The sequence below is a fragment of the Amycolatopsis sp. NPDC047767 genome (assembly GCF_040704195.1).
GTDB lineage: Bacteria > Actinomycetota > Actinomycetes > Mycobacteriales > Pseudonocardiaceae > Amycolatopsis.
The window spans coordinates 240,847-262,991 of record NZ_JBEYSJ010000005.1; the positions used below are offsets into that span (position 1 = coordinate 240,847).

The following is a 22,145-nucleotide window of genomic DNA, read 5'->3' on the forward strand; positions in this document are numbered from 1 at the left end:
GACGAGGCACTAGCTCTAAGCTGACCAGGTGACGCGACGCGAGGCCACGAGCGGGCCCGACCCGGAGCTCGTGGCACTCGCCGGACGGCTGCTGGGCACCATCGAGGAGTTCGCGGACGAGATCGCGTCCGCGATCGAAGCCCGCGTCGAGTTCTACTCCACGCACACTGTCGTCTCGGCCGACGACCTGAGGCGATCCGTGCAGGGCAACCTCGAGTACGTCCTGCGGTCCCTGCACGAGGACCGGTTCGCCGACGTCGCGGCGGCCCGGACCACTGGCGCCCTCCGAGCCGAGCAGGGGGTGCCGCTGTCGGTGGTCATGGCGGCGTTCCGCGTTCTGTTCAGCCAGATCTGGCACAGCCTCGTGCTGCACGCCCGCGCGCAGGAACAGGTCTCCGACCAGGCGCTGGTGGACGCGGCCTCCGACCTGTGGTCCGCCCACGACACCTTCGCCGAGGAGATGGCCGCCGCGCACCGCGAGGCGACGATGGCGCTGGTGCTGCGGAACGAAGGCGAGCGGTCGGCCCTCGTCGGGGCCCTCCTGGAGGGACGGCCGCTGCACGAGACGTCCGTCTGGGAAGTCGCGGACGTGCTTCGCCTGCCCAAGCGCGGGCCGTTCGTCGTGGTCGCGGCCGAATCGGTGCAACTGGCCCAGGAAGCGTTGCCCGGCATCGAAAACCGCCTGCGGGCGCGACGCATCGGGTCGGCCTGGCGGCTGACGCCCGACGCGCAGATCGGCATCGTCCGTTTCGAGAACGACGCCGACCTGCGCCCGCTCGCGTCGACCCTGACGGACTCGGCCCGCAGCCGGATCGGCGTCAGCCCGCCGTACCTGACGCTGACGGAGACGGCGGCCGCGCTGCGGTTCGCGCGCATCGCCCTGGCGAGCACGGTCGCCGGCACCCCACGCGTCACGATGTTCGACGACTTTCCCCTCGCCGTCGCGGCGGTCAGCGCGCCCGACGCGATGCAGCGAGTCCGGCAGGCCGTGCTCGGGCCGATCCTCGACCTGCCCGTCGAGCACAGCAAGGTCCTCCTCGAAACCCTGGCCGCGTGGCGGGACAACGGGGGATCGGCGTCGGGCGCCGCGGCGGTTTTGTTCTGCCACCCCAACACGGTCCGCCACCGGCTGCGGCGGATCGAGTCGGCCACCGGTCGCTCCCTCAGCGACCCGAAGGCCACCGCGGAAATCCTGCTGGCGCTCGAGGCCGCGTTGCTGGGAATGGCGGAGTGACGCAACCTGCGCGCGCTGATCGCCGGGACGAGCCGGCGGACCTCACGTGTTGACCGGTCCGCGAACCCGGCGCGGCTACGCCGGCGCGCCGTGACCACACCCTGTCTCGAAGCCGAGGCCATCACCACCGCGCGGCTCGACCTGTTGCCACTGCTCGTGGAACACGCCGACGAGATGGCGCGGGTCCTGGCCGATCCGGCGCTGCACACCTTCATCGGCGGCACCCCGGACACCCCGGAAGCCCTGCGCTCGCGCTACCAGCGCCTGACCGCCGGTTCTCCCGACCCGGCCGTGACCTGGCTGAACTGGGTGATCCGGCTTCGCGGCGACGGCTGCCTGACGGGCACGGTCCAGGCGACCGTGAATTCCGCCGGAGCCGAGATCGCCTGGGTGGTGGGGACGCCGTGGCAAGGCCAGGGCATCGCCACCGAAGCCGCCCAGGGGCTGGTCGCCTGGCTCGCCCGGCAGCCCGTGGCCGCCGTCTTCGCCCACATCCACCCTGGGCACCGGGCTTCCGCCGCTGTGGCCACCGCCGCCGGGCTCACGCCCACCGACGAGTGGCACGACGGCGAAAACCGCTGGTCGCGGACCCGCTGACGCTACTTGCCGAATCCGGCGCGCCGCAGCGCGTCGGCCATGGCGCCGCTCCCGCCGGAGTTGCCCCCGCGGTCACGACCGCCACCGCCACCGCCACCGCCGCGGTTGCCCTGCTGGCCCCGCCGCTGACCGCCGCCGCCCTGGCCGCCGCCCTGACCACGGTCACGGCCGCCGCCCCCGCCACCACGACGGTCCTGCGACGAAGCACCCGGCTCGTCGTCCAGGCGCAGCGTCAGCGAGATCCGCTTGCGCGGCACGTCGACGTCGAGCACCTTCACCTTCACGATGTCGCCGGGCTTCACGACGTCGCGCGGGTCCTTCACGAAGTTCTTCGACAGCGCCGAAACGTGGGCCAGGCCGTCCTGGTGCACGCCGACGTCGATGAAGGCACCGAACGCCGCCACGTTCGTGACCACGCCCTCCAGCCGCATGCCCGGCTTGAGGTCACCGATCTTGTCCACGCCCTCGGCGAAGGTGGCCGTCTTGAACGCCGGACGCGGGTCGCGGCCGGGCTTTTCCAGCTCGGTCAGGATGTCCGTGACGGTCGGGAGCCCGAAGGTCTCGTCCACGAACTCGGCCGGCTTGAGCGCCTGCAGCGTGCGCGCGTTGCCGATCAGCTCGCGGATGCCGGAGCCGGTGCGGTCGAGGATTCGCCGCACGACCGGGTAGGCCTCGGGGTGCACCGAGGACGCGTCGAGCGGGTCGTCGCCGTCCGGGATGCGCAGGAAGCCCGCGCACTGCTCGAACGCCTTCGGCCCGAGCCGCGCGACCTCCTTCAACGCCGTGCGCGACTTGAACGGACCGTTGGTGTCGCGGTGGGCCACGATGTTCTCCGCGAGCCCGGTGGTGATGCCCGAAACGCGGGTGAGCAGGGGAGCGGACGCGGTGTTCACGTCCACGCCGACCGCGTTCACGCAGTCCTCCACCACGGCGTCGAGCGAGCGCGACAGCGACACCTCGGACAGGTCGTGCTGGTACTGCCCGACGCCGATCGACTTCGGGTCGATCTTCACCAGCTCGGCCAGCGGGTCCTGCAGCCGGCGCGCGATCGAGACCGCGCCACGCAGCGACACGTCCATCCCGGGTAGCTCCTGCGACGCGAACGCCGACGCGGAGTACACCGACGCGCCCGCCTCGCTGACCACGGCCTTCGTGAGCTTCAGCTCGGGGTGCTTCTTGATCAGCTCCTGCGCCAGCTTGTCCGTCTCGCGCGACGCGGTGCCGTTGCCGATCGAGATCAGGTCCACGTGGTGCTTCGCCGACAACGCGGCCAGCTCGGCGATGGACTGGTCCCACTTGTTCGCCGGCTGGTGCGGGTAGATCACGTGCGTGTCCACGACCTTGCCGGTCGCGTCGACCACGGCCACCTTCACACCGGTGCGGAAGCCCGGGTCGAGGCCCATCGTCGCGCGCGTGCCGGCCGGGGCGGCCAGCAGCAGGTCGCGCAGGTTCGCCGCGAACACGCGCACGGCGTCGTCCTCGGCCGACTGACGCAGCCGCATCCGCAGGTCGATGCCCAGGTGCAGGAGGATCTTGGTGCGCCAGGCCCAGCGCACGGTGTCGCCGAGCCACTTGTCGGCGGGCCGGCCCTCCTGTGTGATGCCGAACTTCTGCGCGATGCGCTGCTCGTACTGCGTCGGGCCCACGCGCGGCTCGGCGTCCTCCGCGGCCGGCTCCTCGGGCTCCATCGACAGGTCGAGGATTTCCTCCTTCTCGCCGCGCAGCATCGCGAGGATGCGGTGCGAGGGGAGCTTCGTGTACGGCTCGGAGAACTGGAAGTAGTCGGCGAACTTCGCGCCTTCCTCCTCCTTGCCCGCGCGGACCTTCGACGCGATGTGGCCCTCGGTCCACATCTTCTCGCGCAGCTCGCCGATCAGGTCGGCGTCTTCCGCGAAGCGCTCCACGAGGATCGAGCGGGCGCCGTCGAGCGCGGCCTGTGCGTCGGCCACGCCCTTGTCGGCGTCGACGAACACCGCGGCCGCGGCCTGCGGGTCGGTGTTCGGGTCGTTCATGAGGCCGTCGGCCAGCGGTTCCAGACCGGCCTCACGGGCGATCTGCGCCTTCGTCCGTCGCTTCGGCTTGTAGGGCAGGTAGATGTCTTCCAGGCGCGACTTCGTGTCCGCGGCCAAAATCTGGGCCTCGAGCGCCTCGTCGAGCTTGCCCTGCGTGCGGATCGACTCCAGCACGGCGACGCGCCGCTCGTCGAGTTCCCGCAGGTAGCGCAGCCGTTCCTCGAGCGTGCGCAGCTGCGCGTCGTCGAGCATCCCGGTGACTTCCTTGCGGTACCGGGCGATGAACGGCACGGTCGACCCGCCGTCGAGGAGATCGACGGCCGCCTTGACCTGCCCTTCGCGCACCCCCAGCTCTTCGGCGATCCGTTCCTCGACCGACTGCACGCTCACAACCAGGCTCCTGCTCCGTCTCGGTGTCCCGTGCCGAGCATTCTGCCGCCCGGCGCGCTGCGACTTTCGTATGGCCCCGTCGAAGCGACGCCCGAACGGTTCCTTGACACCGAGATTGGTCTAGTCCACTTTGTGGTGACCTGCCTCACTCTTTCGTGGAGGTCTCGCTGTGTTCTCCAAACGGTCCCCATCCCCACGTCCGTCCCGCAGACCCAAACTCGCGATCGGCGCCCTGATCGCCACCGTGGCCACGTGCCTCGGTGTCACCGTTGCCCTGAGTGGAAGCGCCTCGGCGGCCAACATCCTCGCCAATCCCGGCTTCGAAAGCGGCAGCCTCTCCGGCTGGACCTGCAGTGGTTCCGCCTCCGTGGTGTCCAGTGGCGCCCACGGCGGCACCAAGGCGCTGAGCGCCGCGCCTTCGTCGTCCGACACCGCCCAGTGCTCGCAGCAGGTGACGGTGAAGGCGAACACCGCCTACCAGCTGTCCGCCTGGGTACAGGGCAGCTACGTCTACCTGGGCGTCTCCGGCACCGGCGGCGCCGACACCAGCACCTGGACGCCCGGCACGAGCGGCTGGAGCCAGCTCTCGGTGAACTTCACCACCGGCGCGTCCACGAGCATCACCGTGTACCTGCACGGCTGGTACGGGCAGCCGGCCTACCTGGCCGACGACGTCAACCTCGACGGTCCCGGCACCCCGCCGCCCACGACCCCGACCACGCCGACGACGCCCACCACGCCGTCGACGACCCCGACCACGCCCACCACGTCGCAGCCGCCCACCACCGGTGACCTGGCCAAGCACGTGCTCACGGGCTACCGGCAGAACTTCTACAACGGCGCCAAGGCGCTGCGGCTGGCCGACGTGCCCACGCGCTACAACATCATCGCCGTGGCCTTCGCCGACGCCACGGGCACGCCGGGCGCCGTGAACTTCACGCTCGACCCCGGCCTGTCGTCGCAGCTCGGCGGCTACACCGACGCGCAGTTCCGCGCCGACATCAAGACCGTGCAGGCGCGCGGCCAGAAGGTGATCATCTCCGTCGGCGGCCAGAACGGCACGATCAACGTCAGCGACTCCTCGTCGGCGAACAACTTCGCCAACTCCGTGAAGTCGCTGATCTCGAGCTACGGCTTCGACGGCGTGGACATCGACCTCGAGAACGGCATCAACGCCACCTACATGGGCCAGGCGCTGCGCAGCATCCACAACGGCGGCGGCTCGATCATCACGATGGCGCCGCAGACGATCGACATGCAGTCCACGCAGGGCGGCTACTTCCAGCTCGCGCTGGGGATCAAGGACATCCTCACGGTCGTCAACATGCAGTACTACAACTCGGGCACCATGCTCGGCTGCAATGGCCAGGTTTACGCGCAGGCCACGGTCGACTTCCTGACGGCGCTGGCGTGCATCCAGCTCCAGGGTGGTCTGCGAGCCGACCAGGTGGCGCTCGGCCTGCCGGCTTCCGGCTCGGCGGGCGGCGGCTACCAGGCTCCGTCGAACGTGGTGGCGGCCCTCAACTGCCTCGCCCGCGGCACGAGCTGCGCCGGCTTCAAACCCTCGGCCACGTACCCGGCGATCCGCGGTGCCATGACCTGGTCGATCAACTGGGACGCGTCCGCCGGGTACGCGTTCGCGAACACCGTGGGAGCCGCGCTCACGAATCTGCCTTAGGGGCGCTGTCGGACAAGACCTTGGAAGGACTCCCGCGACGGCAGGGAGGGCGTCGTCGCGGGAGCTCCTTTCAAGACACCCCCAGTGCACGTGCCCAGAGGGGGGTGAGCGCGTGCGACGTCGCAAGCGTGCCTGGTGGTGGTTGGTGGATGTGTTGAGGGATTGTTGAATCCGCTGGTCAAGTGGTGTTTGGTGATCGACGGCGGTTTGTGTGGTGGCTGGGGAGTGGTCAGCGGCCGATCCGGACGTCGACGATCGGGAGGTGCAAAGCGCCCGGCGCGGTCGAGGGCACCGTCGGCTTGTGGGGCGCCACCGGCGCGATCCGGCGGTATGGCTCGCCGAGAGCCGGGCGCGGATCCGCTTCGCCCTTGTTCGGCCACAGTGCCAGGGCGCGTTCGGCCTGGGCGGTGATCGTCAGGGACGGGTTCACGCCCAGGTTGGCCGAGATCGTCGAGCCGTCGACGATGTGGAGGCCGGGGTGGCCGTAGACGCGCTGGTAGGGGTCGACGACGCCGGTGTCGGGGGAGTCGCCGATGGCGCAGCCGCCGATGAAGTGGCCGGTGATCGGGGTGTTGGCGAGGTCGGTCCAGGCGCCCTGCGGGAGGCCGCCGATCTTCGCGGCGACGCGGCGAGTCACCTCGTGGCCGGCGGGGATCCAGTCGGGGCTGGGTTCGCCGGTGCCTTGCCGGGTGGTCATGCGGCGGCCGAGCAGGCCCCGTTTCGTGTACGTGGTCACGGAGTTGTCGAGCGTCTGCATCACGAGCAGGCCGATCATGCGTTCCGACCAGTGCCGCGGGTTGTGCAGGCGCGGCAGCTGCCGCCAGCGCCGCGCCAGTTCGCGAAGGCCCAGCGCCCACCGGCGTTTGCCGGGTTCGGCGTCCACGAGGACGGTGGCCATGAGGCCCATGACGTTGCTGCCCTTGCCGTAGCGCACGGGCTCGACGTGGGTGACCGCGTCCGGGTGGATCGACGACGTGATGGCGACGCCGCGCGTGTAGTCGGTGTCCTTGCGCAGCGAACGCGCGGCGAGCACCGCCTCGGAGTTGGTGCGCGCCAACAAGCCGAGCCGTGGGGACAGGCCCGGGAGCGTGCCGTTGTCGCGCAGCTGGTGCAGAAGCCGTTGCGTGCCCAGAGCCGCGGCGGAGAAGACGACCTCGCGCGCGGTGAAGGTGCGCCAGCCGCGCCGGACCCAGCGGCCGGTGCGTTCGGTGTCCATCGCGTAGCCGCCGTCGACCGGGCGCACGGAGACCACCGTCGTCAACGGGTGCACCTCGGCGCCGGCCTGTTCGGCGAGGTAGAGGTAGTTCTTCACGGTCGTGTTCTTCGCGCCGACGCGGCAGCCGGTCATGCACTCGCCGCAGTGCGTGCAGGCGCGCCGCGCGGGGCCGGCGCCGCCGAAGAACGGGTCGGGTGACTCCTCACCCGGGGCCGAGCCGAAGTACACGCCGACGGGCGTGCGGCGGTAGGTGTGGCCGATGCCCATGTCGTCCGCGACCTCGCGCAGCACCTCGTCGGCCGGCGTCGTGAGCGGGTTCTCGACCACGCCCAGCATCCGCTTGGCCTGGTCGTAGTAGGGCGCCAGCTCGTCCTTCCAGTCCGTGATGTGCGCCCACTGCTTGTCCTGGTAGAACGCGTCCGGCGGCTCGTACAGCGTGTTCGCGTAGACGAGCGAGCCACCGCCGACGCCGGTGCCGCTCATCACGAAGGTGTTCTTCAGCAACGTGAGCCGCTGGATGCCGTACAGGCCGAGTTTCGGGGCCCACAGGTACTTCCGCAGCCGCCACGACGTCTTGGCGAACTCGTCGTCGGCGAAGCGGCGCCCGGCTTCCAGCACGCCGACGCGGTAGCCCTTCTCCGTGAGGCGCAACGCCGTGACGCTGCCGCCGAAACCCGAGCCGATCACGAGCACGTCGTAGTCGGTGTTCAAGACCGGGTTGTTCAAGACGAGGCCACCACCCTGAAGTCGGCCGGGTCGAGCACCCGGGTCCTGCGGTCGTACTCTGTCACGAGGCCGGGCCAGTTGGTGCTCACGCGCCCGTCGGCCTGGCGGTACCAGCTGGTGCACGCGCTCCACACGCTGTGGCCCAGCCGCTGCTGCACCTCGCGGTCGTAGCGTTCCTCCACCTCGGGCCGCACGTCCACATAGGACACCCCGGGCCGCGCGAGCTGTTCCACGGCCTGGCGGATGTAGCGCGCCTGCCGCTCGATCATGTAGATGATGGAGCCCGCGCCGAGGTTGGTGTTGGGGCCGTAGACGCAGAACAGGTTGGGGAAGCCGGGCACCGTCATGCCCAGGTACGCGCGCGCGCCGCCGCGCCACGCGTCGTCGAGGCTGCGCCCGTCGAGGCCCAGCACCTTCATCGAGCCGAGGAAGTCGGTGGCGTTGAAGCCGGTGCCGTACACGATCACGTCGGCTTCGTGCTCCACGCCGTCTTCGGTGCGCACGCCCCGCGGCGTGATCTCGCGGATCCGGCCGGTCTCGACCTCCACGTTCGGCTGCGCGAGCGCGGGCAGGTAGTCGTTGGTGAACAGGATCCGCTTGCAGCCCAACGGGTACTTCGGCGTCAGCTTCCGGCGCAGCGCGCGATCCTTGATGTACTTGTGCCGCAGCTGTGCCGTCCGCAGCTCGAACGCCTTCGCCAGCACGGGGTGGCGCGTCATCGCGTACGTCGCGTACTCGGCGAGCAGGAAGATCCGCAGGCGGCCGAGCAGCTGCGTCGCCGGGAGACGTTCGAACAGGCGCTTCTGCCAGCGCGCGTACCGCGTGTCGTTCTTGGCCATGATGTAGGGCGCCGTGCGCTGGAAGATCGTGAGCTTGCCGGCGCGTTTCTGCAGCTCGGGCACGAACTGGATCGCGCTCGCCCCGGTGCCGATCACGGCGACGCGCTTGCCGTCCAGGTCCGCCTCGTGGTTCCACTGTGCGGAGTGGAACGCGACACCCTCGAAGCTGTCGCGCCCCGCGATATCGGGCAGCACCGGCCGCGACAGCTGCCCGACGGCCGGCACGAACACGTCGGCCTCGAACGTCTCGCCGCCCGCCGTCTCGACGCGCCAGCGGCCCTCGTCGAACGTCGCGGCCGTGACCTCCTGGCCGTAACGGATGTGCGGGCCGAGGTCGTAGTCGGCCACCACGCGCTTGAGGTAGGCGTGGATGTCGGGCTGCATCGAGAACCGCTTGGGCCAGTGGGGGTTGGGGGCGTACGAGAACGAGTACAGCGGCGACGGGATGTCGCACGCCGCGCCGGGGTAGGTGTTCTCGCGCCACACCCCGCCGGGCTCGCTCGCGCGCTCGAGGATCGTGAAGTCGTGGAAGCCGGCGCGCTTCAGCTCGATCGCCGTGCCGACCCCGCCGAACCCGGTGCCCACGATCAGCACCGACGGCGTCCTTGCCGTGTCACCCATCCTGAGCAAGTTACCGACGCGTCCGCCGAGGTGGAAGGACACGAACGGTCAGAAAATCGAGAATTCCGGCCAGTGCGGAATTACGCCGACAGGAGCCGCACGTCGTGGCGCAGCCCGGGTTCGGCCCAGGTCAGCAGCCGCTTGCCGGAGCTCTCCAACGCGGCCGCGTCGCGCTTCGGCAGCCGTTCGTACGGCGTGAGCACCAGCGTGGCCGTGTCGCGGGTGGTCTTGAGGTCCCAGGCGCCCTTCACGAACCCGCCGACGAGCAGCGTGCCCTTGACCAGACCGTTCTGGCTGATCACGCGCTTGCGGTGCTCGTCGCGGATCACCCGGGTGCGATCGGCGTAGGCGAGCAGCGGCTGGTCGAACGGCGCCAGCAACCGCGGCGGCGCGGGCACGTCCTCGCCGGGCAGCGTGGCGTCGGGCAGGTCGTAGAGCTTGCGGCCGGCGTAGTCGACGTAGGTGCGCAGGTCCATCCCGCCGACCACCTCACCGAGCTTCGTCAGGCCCGACCACGCCTGCACGTCGGCCACCGTCGCCGGGCCGAACGCCGCGAGGTAGCGCCGCACGAGCTGTTCGGCCGAGGACACGGCTTCGGTGCCGGCCAGCCAGCGGTCCGCGAGCTGGTACGTCGGCTGCCCGGCCTGGCCCCACACGCCGCGCGGCGGGATCTGCACCAGCGGCAGCAGGCATCGCGCCAGGTGCATCAACGCGTCGCTGTCGCGGGCCGGCCACTTCTCAGCGAGGGCGGCGCCCAGCTGCGCACTCGTGTGCGGACGGTCGGCGAGCAGTTCGCGCGTCACGGCCGCCACGTCGCCGTGGTCGAGGCCGGCCACGCGCGCCGCGTGCAGCGTGTTCGTGCGGAGGTCGCGGTCCATGATCGGCTGCACGAGCGGGCGCCACGCCAGCGCGTCGGCCGCTGTCACGAGGTGCACGGTGCCGCGCATGAGCACGATCCGCGCCACGCTGCGGTTCAGGAGCAGCTTCGCCAGGTCGTGCGGCTTGAAGCCGTGCAGCCGCGCCCACAGCGCGTAGTACGGCGGGAACGGCGCCTGCGCCTGCAATCCCGCGAGGTGCTCGACGGCCGCCAGCGCCGGCATCGACGCCCGGCGCAGCAGCAGCTGCCGCTCCAGCGTCGCGCGGTTGAGGGCTCGCAGGCTCAGCTTCATGGGCCTGAGCGTAATGGGCATTGCGGACAGAACGCGTCCTCAACGAGCACGGCCGGAGGAGCCTGATCCATAATTCCGGCCATGGCAGAGCTGGCAGCCCCCGCGGTCCGCGACTGGGATTTCCCCCGCGGCACCGCCAGCGTGCTGCTCATGCTCGCCTTCGCCGAGGACCACGGCGTGCCCGCCGCGAACCTGCTGCCCGGCACCCCGCGGGAAGCGCTGACCGGCCCGGACCGCCAGGTCGACGCGCGGCAGGAGCTGGCCGTGGTGCGCGCCGTCGCCACGCACGCCGGCGGTGGTGACGACCTCGCGCTCGAGCTCGGCCGCCGCTACCGCGTGACGACGTTCGGCATCTTCGGCTTCGCCTGCATCAGCAGCCCGACGATGCGCGACGCGATGCTGTTCGCGTTGCGCTACCTGGACTTGAGCTTCACCTTCTGCATCCCCCACGTGGAGCTCGACGCGGACGGGATCAGCCTCGTGCTCGACGATTCACGCGTACCCGCCGACGTCTCGCGTTTCCTCGTGCTCAGGGACCTCGCCGCGATCCACACCGTGATGCGCGACCTGCTGCCGGGGATTTCCCCACGGAGCCTGGAGTTCCGTCATCCGGCGCCGCCGTCCACGAAGTCCTATGTGGACACCTTCGGCGTCGAGCCGGAGTTCGGCGCCGAACGCCACCGCGCGAGCTTCGACCCCGCGTTCCTCACGATGCCGTTGCCCCAAGCCAACGAGCAGACCGTGGCCTTGTGCGCCGCGCAGTGCGACGCGCTCGTGGCCCGCCGCCGCGAACGGTCCGGCATCTCCCAGCTCGTGCGCGAACGCCTGGTGCGCCTCGGCGGAGTCGACGCCGGCATGGACGAGATCGCGCGCCAGCTCGCCGTCAGCCCACGCACGCTGCGCCGCCGCCTCACCGACGCCGGCACGGGCTACCGCCAGCTCGTGGACGAGGTCCGCCAGACGCTCGCCGAGGAAATGCTCGACACCGGTGCGTTGTCCGTCGAGGATGTCGCGCTGCGCCTGGGTTACGCCGAGGCGTCGAGCTTCATCTACGCGTTCAAGCGGTGGACGGGGACGACTCCGGCGGCTTACGCGCGCCGTTCCGCTCCGCGAGCACGGCCGGGTAGGTGACCTCGAGCAGGCCCATGATCGATTCCACGAGGAACGTCCGCAGCTCGGCGCGGTTGAGCGTGCCGCGGATCAGCCATTCGCGAGACGCCGCGCGCAACATCCCGCCGTACGACCGGATCATCGCGCGCAGCTCTTCACGGCCCTCGGTGACGTCGGTCATCAGGGCGCCGGCCAGCACGCGGTCGGCCGCGACGTCGTCCGCCTCCAGCATGATCCGCTCGATCTCGGGGTCACGGCCCGCGGACTCCGGGCCGATCGCGGTGAGCCACGCGTCGCGGTTGCGGTCGACCACGTCGATCCAGCGCTCGATGCCGACCTCCAGCCGGCGTCGCACGGGGCCTTCGGGCAGCGACTCGACCACGGGCGCGGGCACGATCATCATCTGCCGCACGACCTCGAGGTACAGCTCGCGCTTGCCGCCGAAGTAGTGGTTGATCAGGGGCCTCGCCACCCCCGCGGCCGCCGCGATGTCCGAAGTGGACACTGACGCGTAGCTGCCGGCCCCGAACAGGCGCCGCGCCACCGCGAGGATCTCGGCCCTGCGCTCGGCCGGTTCCAGCCGGCGCCGCGTGGGCCGGGTTCCGGTGCTCATCGTGCCAGCCTTGTCGTCGTCCGTCTTGCTGTCAACAAGTTGTTTACTGCACGTAAAGACGGTGTCCCGCTATTGCGCGTGACGGTATTTGTACGGTCCACCTGGGCCGTTATTGAACCGGAACAACCGGCCGGTAACTTCGCCGCCCGCTGGGACGACGGATCGAACGGGGGCCGGGCGCGGTGGGGTAGGAGCAGATGAGCGATGCGGAGGGTGGCACGGCTCAGCCCTCGGGGCGCTGGGTCAGCGTGCGCTTGCAGCACCGCCAGGTGCGCGTGGACGAATCCTGCTGCGCCGGCGAGTGCCCGGGCGAGTGCTCGGCGGACCTGTCCTACGACGGCATCGTCATCAGCAATTACGACCAGGGTGCCCTCGTCAGCGAACGCTGGATCCCGTTGGGCGCCGAACCGAGCGAAGAGGACGACGAGGTCCTGATCGAGCAGCTGCGTGCCGCCATGCTCTGGCAGGCGCGCCGGCCGCCGAGGACCACGACGGGGGAGTGAATCGCCGCCGGGTGGGACTTTCCGGCGACAGGTGTCACCTCGGCCGGCGCCGCGGCTCAGGCGCGCAGACCGTCGAACGCCATCTTGCACACCGCGTCCGCCAGCTCCGCGCCCGAGGAACCCCGGCGCGGCCGGTACCACTCGATCAGCGAGTTCACCGTGCCGAACAGCAGCCGCGCGGCCACGGCGGGGTCGATATCGGGCCGCACGTCGCCCTCGGCTTCGGCCTGCTTGACCAGATCCGTCACCAGCCGGTCGAACTCGCGCCGGCGAGCCAGCGCCGAACGCTCCACCTTCGTGTTGCCGCGCACGCGAAGCAGCAGCGTCACGAACGGCAGCCGGTCGGCGAGCACCAGCACACTGCCGCGCACGAGGTGCTCCAGCCGGTCGATCGCGCGCCCGTTGAGCTGCTCCGTGGACGCCGCGACCTCGAACAGCCCGTCGAGCGCCCGGTCCACCGACAGTCGCAGCAGCTCTTCTTTGCTGCGCACGTGGTGGTAGATGGCGGACTTCGTGATGCCCAGCTTGCGCGACAGGTCTTCCATGCTGGTGCCGTCGTAGCCGCGTTCGTTGAACAGCTTCACCGCGACCTGCAGCAAGGACTCCAGGTCGTATCCGGGCCGCCCCCGCCGGGCCGGAGAGGTGGTCACGTCTTGTCTCGTTCGTCGATCACGCGACGCATCTTGCCAACCGAACGCTCCAGGGTGTCCGGCTCCACGATGTCGACGGCCACTGTCACACCGACGCCGTCCTTCACACCCGCGATCAACGCCGCCACCGCGGCCGTCCGCGCGTCCGCCGACGCGTCGTGCCGCGCCTCCACCCGCACGGTCAGGTGGTCCAGCCGGCCGCGCGTCGAGCGCACCAGCTGGAAGTGCGGGCTCAAGGCGTCGGTCCGCAGCACGATCTCCTCGATCTGCGTCGGGAACACGTTGACGCCGCGCAGGATGATGAGGTCGTCGCTGCGCCCGGTCACCTTCTCCATGCGCCGGAACGCGGGCCGCGCCGTGCCGGGCATCAGCCGCGTGAGGTCGCGCGTGCGGTAGCGGATGATCGGCAGTGCCTGCTTCGTCAGCGACGTGAACAGCAGCTCGCCCTGCGCGCCCGACGGCAGCACCTCTTCGCTGAACGGGTCGATCACCTCGGGGAAGAAGTGGTCCTCCCAGATGTGCAGGCCGTCCTTGGTCTCCACGCACTCCTGCGCGACACCCGGCCCCATCACCTCGGACAGGCCGTAGATGTCCACGGCGTCGAGCGCGAAGCGTTCCTCGATCTCCGCGCGCATCTGCTCGGTCCACGGCTCGGCGCCGAAGATTCCGACCTTGAGCGAGCTGGCCCGCGGGTCCACGCCCTGGCGCTCGAACTCGTCGAGCAGCGTGAGCATGTACGACGGCGTCACCATGATGATCTCGGGCTGGAAGTCGGTGATCAGCTGCACCTGGCGCGCGGTCATGCCACCCGACGCCGGGATCACCGTGCAGCCGAGCTTTTCCGCGCCGTAGTGCGCGCCGAGCCCGCCGGTGAACAGGCCGTAGCCGTAGGCCACGTGCACCTTGTGCCCCGGGCGCCCGCCGGCCGCGCGGATCGAGCGCGCCATCACGGTCGCCCAGGTGTCGATGTCCTGCTCGGTGTAACCGACCACCGTGGGCTTGCCGGTGGTGCCGCTGGACGCGTGGATGCGCCGGATCTCGTGCTGCGGCACGGCGAACATGCCGAACGGGTAGTTGTCGCGCAGGTCCGCCTTGGTGGTGAACGGGAACTTCGCGAGGTCGGCGAGTTCCTTGCAGTCGTCCGGGTGCACGCCCGTCTCGTCGAACTTCTTGGTGTAGAAGGGCACGTTGGCGTAGGCGTGCCGCAGTGTCCACTGGAGACGCTCGAGCTGGAGGGCGGCGAGCTCGTCCGCGGAGAGCTTTTCGGCGGTGTCTTTCATCGGGTTTCCCGGCTCTTCTCGATGACGCGGCTGCGGCCGCGGAACTCGGCGACGACTTCGGGCCCTTCGGGGGTGTCCCGGTGCACGGTGACGTCGTAGATGCCGTTGCGGCCGTAGCGGGTGCGCTCGGTGGCCGTGGCGGTGAGGTGGTCGCCGAGGCGGCCGGCCGCGACGAAGGAGATCTCCGCGCCGGCGGCGACGGTGACCGGTCCGTGGGTGTTGCACGCGAGGGCGAACGCGGTGTCGGCGAGCAGGAACAGGTAGCCGCCGTGGGCGATGTCGTGGCCGTTGACCATCGACTCCGTCACCTTCATCGTGGCGGTCGCGCGCCCGTCGGCGGCCTCCACGAGCTCGATGCCCAGGCCCTTCGACGCCTCGTCGGTGTCGAACATGGCGTGGGCCGCGTTGCGCGCCGTCACGTCGGGCGACCTCCCCGTGAGTAACTGACCGAATGGCCGGTAATGAAGACCTGCGGTTAGTAAAGATGTGCGGCAGGTTCGCTGTCAAGCAGCAGGACTTCCGATCAGAGCCAGGAGCGGCTACGATGGAATTACTGAACGTCCGGTTGGTAATTCCGCGCGGGTGCCACACCGCGCGACACGGCGAGAGGGTCGGGCCCCATGGTTTTGCTCCGCAGCTACGTCTCCGGCGGCTGGCACACGGCGACGGACGAGGGGACGCCGCTGCACGACGCGGCGACCGGCGAGGAGGTCGCGCGCGTCTCGTCGACCGGCGTCGATTTCGCCGGCGCGCTCGACTACGGCCGCCGCGTGGGCGGTCCCGCCCTGCGTGAGCTCACGTTCCACCAGCGTGCGGCCCTGCTCAAGGCCCTCGCGTCGCACCTGCGCGAGCACCGCGAGGAGCTCTACGCGGTGTCGGCGCGCACCGGCGCCACGCTGGGCGACTCGAAGTTCGACGTCGACGGCGGCATCGGTGTGCTGTTCAGCTACGCCTCGAAGGGCAAGCGTGAGCTGCCCAACGACACCGTGTACATCGACGGTGCGGTGGAGCCGCTGAGCAAGGGCGGCACCTTCGTCGCGCAGCACGTCGCCGTGCCGCTGCACGGCGTCGCGATCCAGATCAACGCGTTCAACTTCCCGGTGTGGGGGCCGCTGGAGAAGTTCGCGCCCGCGTTCCTCGCCGGGGTGCCGAGCCTGATCAAGCCCGCGAGCCAGACGGCGTACCTCACCGCGAAGCTCGTCGAGCTGATCATCGACTCCGGCATCCTGCCCGAGGGCTCGCTGCAGTTCATCGCCGGCAGCGTCGGCGACCTGCTCGACCACGTGACCGCGCAGGACCTGGTGTCGTTCACCGGTTCCGCGTCCACCGCGCAGAAGCTGCGCGCGCACCCGGCGGTCGTGCGCAACTCCGTGCGCTTCAACGCGGAGGCCGACTCGCTGAACTGCTCGATCCTCGCGCCCGACGCGCGGCCGAGCACGCCGGAGTTCGATCTGTTCGTGAAGCAGCTGGTCACGGAGATGACCGTGAAGGCCGGCCAGAAGTGCACCGCGATCCGCCGCGCGTTCGTGCCGGAAGAGATGCTCGACGACGTCGCCGAGGCCGCGAGCGCGCGCCTGGCGAAGGTCGTGGTCGGCAACCCGACCGCCGAGGGCGTGCGCATGGGTGCGCTGGCCAGCCTGGAGCAGCGCGAAGAGGTCCGCCGCTCGCTCAAGGCCCTGCTCGACGCCGGCAGCGTCGTCTACGGCGACCTGGAGCACGTCGACGTGGTCGGCGCCGACGAGTCGACCGGCGCGTTCGTGTCGCCGGTGCTGCTGAAGGCCGACCCGCAGCGTTCGGAGCCGCACGAGGTCGAGGCGTTCGGGCCGGTGTCCACGCTGATGCCCTACACCTCGATCGAGCAGGTCATCGAGTTCGCCGCGCGCGGCGGCGGCAGCCTCGCCGGGTCGATCGTCACCGGCGACCCGGAGTTCGCGCGGACGATCGTGCTGGGCGTCGCGCCGTACCACGGCCGGCTGCTGGTGCTCGACGCCGACGACGCGAAGGAGTCGACGGGCCACGGCTCGCCGATGCCGCAGCTCGTGCACGGGGGTCCCGGTCGCGCCGGCGGTGGCGAGGAGATGGGCGGCATCCGCGGCGTGCTGCACCACATGCAGCGCACGGCCGTGCAGGCCAGCCCGAAGGTGCTCAGCACCGTCACCGGCCGCTGGATCGAGGGCGCGCCGCGCGTGGAAGGTGACCACCCGTTCCGCAAGTCGCTGGCCGAGCTGCGCGTCGGCGACTCCGTGGTGGCGGGCCCGCGCACGGTGTCCCGCGCCGACATCGACCACTTCGCCGAGTTCACCGGCGACACGTTCTACGCCCACACCGACGAGGCCGCCGCGGCGGCGAACCCGCTGTTCGGCGGCATCGTCGCCCACGGCTACCTGGTCGTGTCGTTCGCCGCCGGCCTGTTCGTCTCGCCGGAGCCGGGCCCGGTGCTCGCCAACTACGGCCTGGAGAACCTGCGGTTCCTCACGCCGGTCAAGGAAGGCGACGCGCTCACCGTGACGCTGACCGCCAAGCAGATCACCCCGCGCATCGACCAGGAGTACGGCGAGGTCCGCTGGGACGCCGACGTCGTGAACCAGACCGGCGATTCCGTGGCGAAGTACGACGTGCTGACGCTCGTTTCGAAGGAGCAGCCGTGACCGCTGTCGCTTCCGAAGAAGACCTGCTCGGCCATTTCGAGCACACCATCGAGCGCGACCAGCGCATCGAGCCGCGCGACTGGGTGCCCGAGGGCTACCGCAAGACGATGATCCGCCAGATCGCGCAGCACGCGCACTCGGAGATCATCGGCATGCAACCCGAGGGCAACTGGATCACGCGCGCGCCTTCCTTGCGGCGCAAGGCGATCCTGCTCGCGAAGGTGCAGGACGAGGCCGGCCACGGGCTCTATCTGTACTCGGCGGCGGCCACGCTGGGCGCGGACCGCGCGGACCTCACCGACAAGCTGATCAGCGGCCGGCAGAAGTACTCGTCGATCTTCAACTACCCGACGCTGACCTTCGCCGACGTCGGCGTGATCGGCTGGCTGGTCGACGGCGCGGCGATCTGCAACCAGGTGCCGCTGTGCCGGTCGTCGTACGGGCCGTACGCGCGGGCGATGATCCGGATCTGCAAGGAAGAGTCGTTCCACCAGCGGCAGGGGTACGAGCTGCTGATGACGATGATGCGCGGCACGCAGCAGCAGCGCGATATGGTGCAGGAGGCCGTGAACCGCTGGTGGTGGCCGTCGCTGATGATGTTCGGGCCGCCCGACGCGGAGTCGCCGAACACCGCGCAGTCCATGGCGTGGAAGGTCAAGCGGCACACCAACGACGAGCTGCGGCAGCGTTTTGTCGACATGTCGGTGCCGCAGGCGGAGGCGCTGGGCGTCACATTCCCGGACCCCGACCTGCGCTGGAACGCCGATCGCGAGCACTACGACTTCGGTGCCGTCGACTGGGACGAGTTCAAGAACGTGTTGCAGGGCAACGGCCCGTGCAACAAGCAGCGCGTTGCGCATCGGAAGCAGGCCCACGACGACGGTGCCTGGGTGCGTGAGGCCGCTGTGGCACACGCTGCCAAATCGCAGTTGGGGGGTCCAGGGGGGCTCGCCCCCCGGCCGGGGTCTGGGGCTCGGCCCCAGGAAACAGAGGAAGGTTCGCGATGAAGCACGATTGGCCGTTGTACGAGGTGTTCGTGCGGGGCAAGCGCGGCCTGAACCACGTGCACGTGGGCTCGCTGCACGCCGCGGACGACCAGATGGCGCTGCACAACGCCCGTGACCTCTACACGCGGCGCAACGAGGGCGTGTCGATCTGGGTCGTGCGCGCTTCGGACATCACCGCGTCCTCGCCGGACGAGAAGGACCCGTTCTTCGCGCCCAGCGGCGACAAGGTGTACCGGCACCCGACGTTCTACGACATTCCCGACAACGTTCCGCACATGTGAGGCCTTGATGTCCTTCGACAACGTCTACGAGGCCATCACCGAGGACAACGACGCCCGGTGGGCCTTCGGCACCGGCTTCGCCGACCCGCTGTCCGGTGTGGACACTTCCGTTCCGCCTTCGCTGGATGCTTCGGCGTTGGCCGCGTACTGCCTGATGCTGGGTGACGACGCGCTGGTGTTCTCCCACCGCCTCCAGGAGTGGGTCACGAACGCGCCGGAGCTCGAAGACGAGGTGGCGATCGCCAACATCGGCCTCGACCTGCTCGGCCAGGCCCGCCTGCTGTTGGCGCGCGCCGGCAAGGCCGACGGCACCGACCGCTCGGAGGACACGCTCGCGTTCCTGCGGGCCGAGCACGAGTTCCGCAATGTCCGGCTCGCCGAGCTCGGTGGGGGCCACTTCGGCCACCTGATGGCGCGGCTGCTCGTGTTCTCGACCTGGCGGCTGGCGTTGCTGCAGCAGCTCGAGTCCGATGCCGCCTCCGCAGGAGGGAGTACGTCGGCGGAGTCCAGTGTGGACCCAGTGCTCTCGGCGATCGCGGCCAAGGGCGTGAAGGAGCTGGCCTACCACCGCGACTACGCGGCGCAGTGGGTCGTCCGCCTCGGCGACGGCACCGAACTGTCGCACGAGCGGATGCAGGAGGGCCTCGACGCGGTGTGGCCGTACGTCGACGAGCTGTTCAAGACGCACCCGCTGGAGCTGGTGGACGCGGCTACTTTGCGCCCGGAGTTCGACGTCGTGCTCGACCAGGTGCTGGCCGCGGCGACGCTGGAGCGGCCGACTTCCGGTGCCGTGGCCGGCGTGTCCGGCCGGACCGGGCGCGACGGCGTCCACACGGAGCAGATGGGGTTCCTGCTGGCGCAGCTGCAGAGCGTGGCGCGGGCGATGCCGGACGCGACATGGTGACCGCGCTGGCCGTGGCCGCCACGGTGACCGACCCGGAGCTGCCGATGCTCACGCTCGCCGACCTCGGCGTGCTGCGGTCGGTGTCCGAAGAGGACGGTCGCGTGACGGTGGCCATCACCCCCACCTACACCGGCTGCCCGGCCATGGACACCATGCGCGACGACCTGGAGCACGCGCTGCTGGGCGCCGGCTACGCCGACGTCGAGATCCGCACGGTGCTCGAACCGGCGTGGACCTCCGACTGGATCTCGGCCGACGGGCGGCGCAAGCTCGCCGAGGCCGGCATCGCGCCGCCGGGTGCCGCCCCGCGGCGGGCGAGTGGACCGGTGCCGCTCACGTTGTCACCGCCCGTGTCGCGCATCGCGTGCCCGCACTGCGGGTCGCTCGACACGGTGGAGCAGTCGCGGTTCAGCGCCACCGCGTGCCGGGCGCTGCGCCGCTGCCGCGCGTGCCTGGAACCGTTCGAACACGTCAAGGAGATCTGAGTTGACCAGCACGATTTCCCGGCGCACCGGCTTCCACTCCCTGCGGGTGGCCGACGTCGAGCGGCTGTGCGACGACGCGGTCGCCGTGACCTTCGACGTGCCGGAGGAGCTGGCCGAGACGTTCGCCTTCGCGCCCGGCCAGTCGCTGACCTTGCGCCGCACCGTCGACGGCCGGGACGAGCGCCGGTCGTACTCGATCTGCGCTCCGGCCGGCCGGCGGCCACGCGTGGGCGTGCGCCTGGTTCCCGAGGGCGTGTTCTCGTCGTGGCTCGTGCAGGACGTGCGCCCTGGTGACGTCGTCGAGGTCTCCGCACCGACGGGGACCTTCACGCCGGATCTGACCACGGGCGGTCACCACGTGCTGATCGCGGCCGGCTCGGGCATCACGCCGGTGCTGTCGATCGTCGCGTCGCTGCTCGCGACGCCGGACGCCACCGTCACCGTGCTGTACGGCAACCGCCGCACGGACACGGTGATGTTCGCCGACGAGCTGGCCGACCTGAAGGACCGCTACCCGGCGCGGCTGGAGCTCATCCACGTGCTGTCGCGGGAACCGCGCGAGGCCGAGCTGTTCACCGGCCGCCTCGACGCCGACAAGCTGCGCGTGTTGTTCGGCTCGCTGGTGCCGGTGGAGTCGGTGGCCCACTTCTGGCTGTGCGGGCCGTTCGGGATGGTCACCGGCGCGCAGGAGGTGCTGACGGCCCTGGGCGTGCCGGAGTCGAGTGTCCACCAGGAGCTGTTCTACGTGGACGACGTGCCGCCGGAGCCGGTCAAGCACATCGACCCGGCCGTGGCCGGCGCCGCGTCGGAGGTCACGCTCATCCTCGACGGCCGTTCGACGACGATGAGCCTGCCGCAGGAATCGTCCATTCTGGACGGTGCGCAGAAGTTCCGGCCGGACCTGCCGTTCGCCTGCAAGGGCGGCGTGTGCGGAACGTGCCGGGCGCGCGTCACCGACGGTGCGGTGGACATGCGGCGGAACTTCGCGCTGGAGAAGGCCGAGGTGGACGCGGGGTTCGTGCTGACGTGCCAGTCGCACCCGGCGAGCGAGCGCGTGACGGTGGACTACGACGCTTGATCAGCGCCTGCGGCGCCGGCGCCGGGACCCCAGCGTGAGGTCTTCGGGACTGTCCGGTTCGGTGGCGGGGCGGGTGGTGTCGGGCAGGCCCATGGCCTCGGCCGCGCGTTCCTGGGCCTCCGCGAACTTCCCGGACGGCCCGTCCTGGGCCCGCCGCAGCACCGACGTCCGCAGCCGGTTGTACCCGCGCACGGCGACGGGCCGGCGGGACCGCAGGTCGTACTCCGGCAGGTGCTCCAGCTCGGCCGCCAGCTCGCGGTCGACCAGCACCGTGCCGGGGCGCGCGACGGACGTGAGCCGCGCTGCGAGGTTCACGACGGAGCCGTAGACGTCGCCGAAGCGGGACAGCACCCGCCCCGAAGCCAGCCCCGCGCGGACCGCGGGCAGGTCGTCCGACGCCGACGCGCGTTCGGTGAGCGTGAGGGCGATCTCGGCGCCCGAGCCGGGGGAGTCGGTGACGAAGAAGACCTCGTCGCCGATCATCTTCACGATCCGGCCGCGGTGGTCGGCGACCACACCCGCGGCCAGTGACTCGAACGCGTCGAGCACGTGGCTGAGCTCGTCCTCGTCGACCTCGCGGGTCATCTTGGTGTAGCCCACCATGTCGACGAAGCCGACGACCTGCGGCCGCGCCTCCAGGTCCTCGTCGGTCGCGAAGGCGCGCCCGGCGTACGCCACGAGGTGACGGCGCCACACGAAGTTCTGCACCTGCTCCAGCTCGGGCAGCAGCCGCGCGACGAGCTTGGTGACCTGGCTGTCGTCGAGGCCCGGGTTTCCGGCGATGAGCGACCACAGCATGTGCACCTGCCACTCGGCCAGGCGCGACAGGTGCTGGCCGAGCGCGCGCGTCACGGCGACCTCGAGGTTGCGCGCCACGAGCCCGGACGCGATGAGCTGGTCGGCGGTGCGCATGGCCTCGACGTCGGCGTCGGTGAACACCACCTCGTCGTCCTCGGCCGCCGCGAACCCGAGCGCGCGCCACAGCCGGCGCGAACGTTCCTCGGGCACCCCGGCCTTTCGGGCCACTTCGAGCCGGGTGTACTTGCGCGGCCCGCCGAGGAGGAGCTTCTCCAGCTGGTGCTGCACCTCAGGGGTTTCGGCCAC

Annotated in this window: 20 protein-coding genes; 11 read left to right on the top strand and 9 right to left on the bottom strand. The window is 70.5% G+C overall.

Going from position 1 to position 22,145, the window contains the following annotated elements; translation table 11 throughout:
* The first annotated feature begins 28 nt into the window (after nucleotides 1-28).
* The gene (locus AB0878_RS12155) at nucleotides 29-1,234 is read left to right on the top strand and encodes a helix-turn-helix domain-containing protein (RefSeq protein ID WP_366579114.1); all 1,206 of its coding nucleotides are present in this window, start codon (nucleotides 29-31) and stop codon (nucleotides 1,232-1,234) included.
* A 90-nt stretch (nucleotides 1,235-1,324) separates the two neighbouring features.
* The gene (locus AB0878_RS12160) at nucleotides 1,325-1,831 is read left to right on the top strand and encodes a GNAT family N-acetyltransferase (RefSeq protein WP_366579116.1); all 507 of its coding nucleotides are present in this window, start codon (nucleotides 1,325-1,327) and stop codon (nucleotides 1,829-1,831) included.
* A gap of 2 nt (nucleotides 1,832-1,833) precedes the next feature.
* Here the strand turns inward: AB0878_RS12160 and AB0878_RS12165 are convergent, their stop codons facing one another.
* The gene (locus tag AB0878_RS12165; RefSeq protein ID WP_366579118.1) at nucleotides 1,834-4,233 is read right to left on the bottom strand and encodes a Tex family protein; all 2,400 of its coding nucleotides are present in this window, start codon (nucleotides 4,231-4,233) and stop codon (nucleotides 1,834-1,836) included.
* Nucleotides 4,234-4,477: 244 nt separating this feature from the next.
* Here AB0878_RS12165 and AB0878_RS12170 point away from each other — a divergent pair, with 244 nt between their 5' ends.
* Entirely contained in the window at nucleotides 4,478-5,911 is a 1,434-nt protein-coding gene (locus AB0878_RS12170; protein WP_366579120.1) for a glycosyl hydrolase family 18 protein, read from the top strand.
* A 229-nt stretch (nucleotides 5,912-6,140) separates the two neighbouring features.
* Here AB0878_RS12170 and AB0878_RS12175 read toward each other — a convergent pair whose 3' ends face one another.
* The 3 genes from AB0878_RS12175 to AB0878_RS12185 form a co-directional block, all read right to left on the bottom strand.
* Entirely contained in the window at nucleotides 6,141-7,853 is a 1,713-nt protein-coding gene (locus AB0878_RS12175; RefSeq protein WP_366579121.1) for a GMC family oxidoreductase, read from the bottom strand.
* Complete coding sequence (locus AB0878_RS12180) at nucleotides 7,850-9,313, bottom strand: NAD(P)/FAD-dependent oxidoreductase (RefSeq protein ID WP_366579123.1); 1,464 nt, start codon at nucleotides 9,311-9,313, stop codon at nucleotides 7,850-7,852. Before AB0878_RS12180 ends, AB0878_RS12175 begins: the two co-directional genes overlap by 4 nt.
* 80 nt (nucleotides 9,314-9,393) lie before the next feature.
* Complete coding sequence (locus AB0878_RS12185) at nucleotides 9,394-10,482, bottom strand: winged helix DNA-binding domain-containing protein (protein WP_366579124.1); 1,089 nt, start codon at nucleotides 10,480-10,482, stop codon at nucleotides 9,394-9,396.
* A gap of 81 nt (nucleotides 10,483-10,563) precedes the next feature.
* On the opposite strand from AB0878_RS12185, the gene AB0878_RS12190 reads away from it, so the two are divergent.
* On the top strand, nucleotides 10,564-11,613 hold the full coding sequence (locus tag AB0878_RS12190) for an AraC family transcriptional regulator (protein WP_366579126.1): 1,050 nt from the start codon (nucleotides 10,564-10,566) through the stop codon (nucleotides 11,611-11,613).
* Here the strand turns inward: AB0878_RS12190 and AB0878_RS12195 are convergent.
* A complete protein-coding gene (locus AB0878_RS12195) occupies nucleotides 11,540-12,205 on the bottom strand; it encodes a helix-turn-helix domain-containing protein (RefSeq protein ID WP_366579128.1) in 666 nt (221 codons plus the stop codon). The two genes, AB0878_RS12190 and AB0878_RS12195, sit on opposite strands and share 74 nt — an antisense overlap.
* Before the next feature lie 197 nt (nucleotides 12,206-12,402).
* Here AB0878_RS12195 and AB0878_RS12200 point away from each other — a divergent pair, with 197 nt between their 5' ends.
* A complete protein-coding gene (locus AB0878_RS12200; protein WP_366579130.1) occupies nucleotides 12,403-12,708 on the top strand; it encodes a hypothetical protein in 306 nt (101 codons plus the stop codon).
* Nucleotides 12,709-12,764: 56 nt separating this feature from the next.
* Here the strand turns inward: AB0878_RS12200 and AB0878_RS12205 are convergent, their stop codons facing one another.
* The 3 genes from AB0878_RS12205 to paaI are packed head-to-tail and all read right to left on the bottom strand — an operon-like array spanning nucleotide 12,765 to nucleotide 15,030.
* Complete coding sequence (locus AB0878_RS12205) at nucleotides 12,765-13,358, bottom strand: TetR/AcrR family transcriptional regulator (RefSeq protein WP_366579131.1); 594 nt, start codon at nucleotides 13,356-13,358, stop codon at nucleotides 12,765-12,767.
* Nucleotides 13,355-14,638: a phenylacetate--CoA ligase PaaK gene (gene paaK, locus AB0878_RS12210; RefSeq protein ID WP_366579133.1), complete on the bottom strand. Its 1,284-nt coding sequence runs from the start codon at nucleotides 14,636-14,638 to the stop codon at nucleotides 13,355-13,357. Before paaK ends, AB0878_RS12205 begins: the two co-directional genes overlap by 4 nt.
* Nucleotides 14,635-15,030, bottom strand: coding sequence for a hydroxyphenylacetyl-CoA thioesterase PaaI (paaI, locus tag AB0878_RS12215; protein WP_366579359.1), 396 nt, complete (start codon nucleotides 15,028-15,030; stop codon nucleotides 14,635-14,637). The genes paaK and paaI overlap by 4 nt, the downstream gene beginning before the upstream one ends.
* Nucleotides 15,031-15,258: 228 nt before the next feature.
* Between paaI and paaZ the strand changes: the two genes are divergently transcribed.
* The 6 genes from paaZ to paaE are packed head-to-tail and all read left to right on the top strand — an operon-like array spanning nucleotide 15,259 to nucleotide 21,041.
* Complete coding sequence (gene paaZ / locus AB0878_RS12220; RefSeq protein ID WP_366579135.1) at nucleotides 15,259-17,286, top strand: phenylacetic acid degradation bifunctional protein PaaZ; 2,028 nt, start codon at nucleotides 15,259-15,261, stop codon at nucleotides 17,284-17,286.
* On the top strand, nucleotides 17,283-18,293 hold the full coding sequence (gene paaA, locus AB0878_RS12225) for a 1,2-phenylacetyl-CoA epoxidase subunit PaaA (RefSeq protein WP_366579137.1): 1,011 nt from the start codon (nucleotides 17,283-17,285) through the stop codon (nucleotides 18,291-18,293). The genes paaZ and paaA overlap by 4 nt, the downstream gene beginning before the upstream one ends.
* Nucleotides 18,290-18,574, top strand: coding sequence for a 1,2-phenylacetyl-CoA epoxidase subunit PaaB (paaB, locus tag AB0878_RS12230; RefSeq protein WP_366579138.1), 285 nt, complete (start codon nucleotides 18,290-18,292; stop codon nucleotides 18,572-18,574). The genes paaA and paaB overlap by 4 nt, the downstream gene beginning before the upstream one ends.
* Nucleotides 18,575-18,581: 7 nt before the next feature.
* Complete coding sequence (gene paaC, locus AB0878_RS12235) at nucleotides 18,582-19,478, top strand: 1,2-phenylacetyl-CoA epoxidase subunit PaaC (RefSeq protein WP_366579140.1); 897 nt, start codon at nucleotides 18,582-18,584, stop codon at nucleotides 19,476-19,478.
* Nucleotides 19,472-19,963: a 1,2-phenylacetyl-CoA epoxidase subunit PaaD gene (gene paaD / locus AB0878_RS12240; protein ID WP_366579142.1), complete on the top strand. Its 492-nt coding sequence runs from the start codon at nucleotides 19,472-19,474 to the stop codon at nucleotides 19,961-19,963. The genes paaC and paaD overlap by 7 nt, the downstream gene beginning before the upstream one ends.
* A 1-nt stretch (nucleotide 19,964) precedes the next feature.
* Nucleotides 19,965-21,041 carry a 1,2-phenylacetyl-CoA epoxidase subunit PaaE gene (gene paaE / locus AB0878_RS12245; protein ID WP_366579144.1) on the top strand — a complete coding sequence of 359 codons (1,077 nt, stop codon included), beginning with the start codon at nucleotides 19,965-19,967 and terminating at the stop codon, nucleotides 21,039-21,041.
* On the opposite strand, the gene AB0878_RS12250 is transcribed toward paaE, so the two are convergent.
* Nucleotides 21,042-22,145: an adenylate/guanylate cyclase domain-containing protein gene (locus tag AB0878_RS12250; protein ID WP_366579146.1), complete on the bottom strand. Its 1,104-nt coding sequence runs from the start codon at nucleotides 22,143-22,145 to the stop codon at nucleotides 21,042-21,044.

What these genes read in the sequence shown, in the direction of transcription:
- AB0878_RS12195 (WP_366579128.1), bottom strand. Translation starts at nt 12,205, where the DNA reads ATGAGCACCGGAACCCGGCCCACGCGGCGCCGGCTGGAACCGGCCGAG.
- paaC (WP_366579140.1), top strand. Translation starts at nt 18,582, where the DNA reads ATGTCCTTCGACAACGTCTACGAGGCCATCACCGAGGACAACGACGCC.
- paaI (WP_366579359.1), bottom strand. Translation starts at nt 15,030, where the DNA reads ATGTTCGACACCGACGAGGCGTCGAAGGGCCTGGGCATCGAGCTCGTG.
- AB0878_RS12180 (WP_366579123.1), bottom strand. Translation starts at nt 9,313, where the DNA reads ATGGGTGACACGGCAAGGACGCCGTCGGTGCTGATCGTGGGCACCGGG.
- AB0878_RS12190 (WP_366579126.1), top strand. Translation starts at nt 10,564, where the DNA reads ATGGCAGAGCTGGCAGCCCCCGCGGTCCGCGACTGGGATTTCCCCCGC.
- paaB (WP_366579138.1), top strand. Translation starts at nt 18,290, where the DNA reads ATGAAGCACGATTGGCCGTTGTACGAGGTGTTCGTGCGGGGCAAGCGC.
- paaK (WP_366579133.1), bottom strand. Translation starts at nt 14,638, where the DNA reads ATGAAAGACACCGCCGAAAAGCTCTCCGCGGACGAGCTCGCCGCCCTC.
- paaD (WP_366579142.1), top strand. Translation starts at nt 19,472, where the DNA reads ATGGTGACCGCGCTGGCCGTGGCCGCCACGGTGACCGACCCGGAGCTG.
- AB0878_RS12185 (WP_366579124.1), bottom strand. Translation starts at nt 10,482, where the DNA reads ATGAAGCTGAGCCTGCGAGCCCTCAACCGCGCGACGCTGGAGCGGCAG.
- paaZ (WP_366579135.1), top strand. Translation starts at nt 15,259, where the DNA reads ATGGTTTTGCTCCGCAGCTACGTCTCCGGCGGCTGGCACACGGCGACG.
- AB0878_RS12200 (WP_366579130.1), top strand. Translation starts at nt 12,403, where the DNA reads ATGAGCGATGCGGAGGGTGGCACGGCTCAGCCCTCGGGGCGCTGGGTC.